Genomic DNA, 1,818 nt, shown 5'->3' on the forward strand with positions numbered 1-1,818 from the left:
GACCAGGGGGCCGGACGGGGGGCGCGCGGCCGGCGCTGACAGGTCTCTCCTGGTCATCGACGAAGCCCGAACGTCGGTTGGGTCCCGGACGGATTCTCCGGGCCGCCCCCGGACAGATCGGGGATGCAACCATTGCCTACGGAGCTGGAACCCCCGGAAGCCGACCGCGCGCTTGAGACCCTAGCCGTGGGCACTGACAACGAGTGCGGCGTCAGCAAACCCACACCCCCCATGGCCACTTGGTCGCGCCGGAGTCCCGGAAATCCCATGCGACCGGCGGCGTCGGCCCATACGATCTCCTCGCCGTCCGCACACCTGTGCCCATCAGGGCACCGTATGCGGGCATCCACACGGGAGGACCACTTGTCCATGTCCTTCGGCGCGCGCTCGCGTGCCGCCCTCGCTGCCTTGGGAACCCTCGGCCTGGCGCTGGTCGCCGGCGTGTCACCGGCGAGTGCGGCCGATGGGAAGCCGACCACGCCCACCCAGCTGTTCAACGGCTACCGGCCCTGCTCGACCGACGCGGGCCGGCCCACGTACCTCTCCGCGGTCGGCAACCTTGTCGTCGAGGGCATTCCCGGGACCGCCGACACCACCGGCAGCCCTTCGGTCAGCATCCGCTACCAGGTCTTCCCGGTCGGCGATCCGACCCGCACCGCCACGGTCACCCGCGACCGCACGGCCGCCGGGTACGAGGCCCCCGGCATCCTGCCCGCCGGCGCGCTCACCGACGGGCAGACCTACGCGTGGCAGGCGCAGACGGTGGTCGGGGACGCGGCCTCGGACTGGACGTCCCCCTGCTACATCACGATCGACAGCACCCGCCCGGCGAACGCGCCCACCGTCTCCTCGCCGAACTACCCTCCGACCGGATGGAACCAGGGCGGCGAGCCGGTCACGTTCACGCTGAGCCCGAACGGCGTCGACGACGTCACCGGCTACGAGTACTCCTGGCAGCAGGATCTCCCGGTCATCGGCACGACGATCGGCGACCACGGCATTCCGCAGCCCGTCGACCCGTATGCGGATACGAAATATTTCACGCGCGCCGACGCGACCGACGGTTCGGCCACGATCAGCCTGGTCCCGCCGACCGGTGCCGGGCCGATGACCCTGTGGGTGCGGAGCCTCGACCGGGCCTACAACCCCTCGGCGACCAGCAGTTACAGCTTCTACGTCAGCTCGACGGCACCCACCCTCACCCCGGCCGTCCCGTCGCCCGAATTCGGCGTGCCGACCACGTTCACGCTCCGGCCCGATCCGGCGCTCCAGGCGAAGAGCCCGGTGGTCAGCTACTCCGTGCACACCAGTGGGGGCTCCACACCTGACAGGACCGTCGACGTCGCGGCGGCCGCGGACGGCACGGCGGATGTGCAGCTCACGCTGGACGGCGTCTACGGCGAGTTCGTCCAGGTGACCAGCAAGAGCGCGAACGGCTGGGTCAGCGACGCGGCCTCGTGGAGCAGCAGCTACGACACCACGCCGACCGTCGCTTCGGACGCCTACCCCGAGTACGGGTCGAGCGGCGGGGTCGGCGCCCCGGGCACCTTCACGTTCACCTCGAAGGTGAAGGACGTCGTGAGCTTCACGTACTCCTTCAACGGGGGCCCGGAGGCCACGGTCGCCGCGGGTGCCGACGGTACCGCGAGCGTCGACTGGACCCCGGACTCGGACGGCGGCACCGACCTCATGGTCAGTGCGACAACCCGCGCCGGCATCCAACTGGCGCCCTACGACTACTTCTTCACCGTGAACTGAGACCGCGAATCGGCGGATCGCCGACGGGAAGAACGACGGCCGACCGGCCCCGCGGTGACC

1 protein-coding gene is annotated in these 1,818 nt (G+C 70.6%); it reads left to right on the top strand.

The genetic code is table 11. The features are described from left to right. The first annotated feature begins 369 nt into the window (after nucleotides 1-369). On the top strand, nucleotides 370-1,758 hold the full coding sequence (locus tag CCN72_RS37125; RefSeq protein ID WP_086812679.1) for a hypothetical protein: 1,389 nt from the start codon (nucleotides 370-372) through the stop codon (nucleotides 1,756-1,758). The last annotated feature ends 60 nt before the right edge of the window (nucleotides 1,759-1,818 follow it).

The organism is Streptomyces murinus, assembly GCF_002154555.1.
Lineage (GTDB): Bacteria > Actinomycetota > Actinomycetes > Streptomycetales > Streptomycetaceae > Streptomyces > Streptomyces murinus.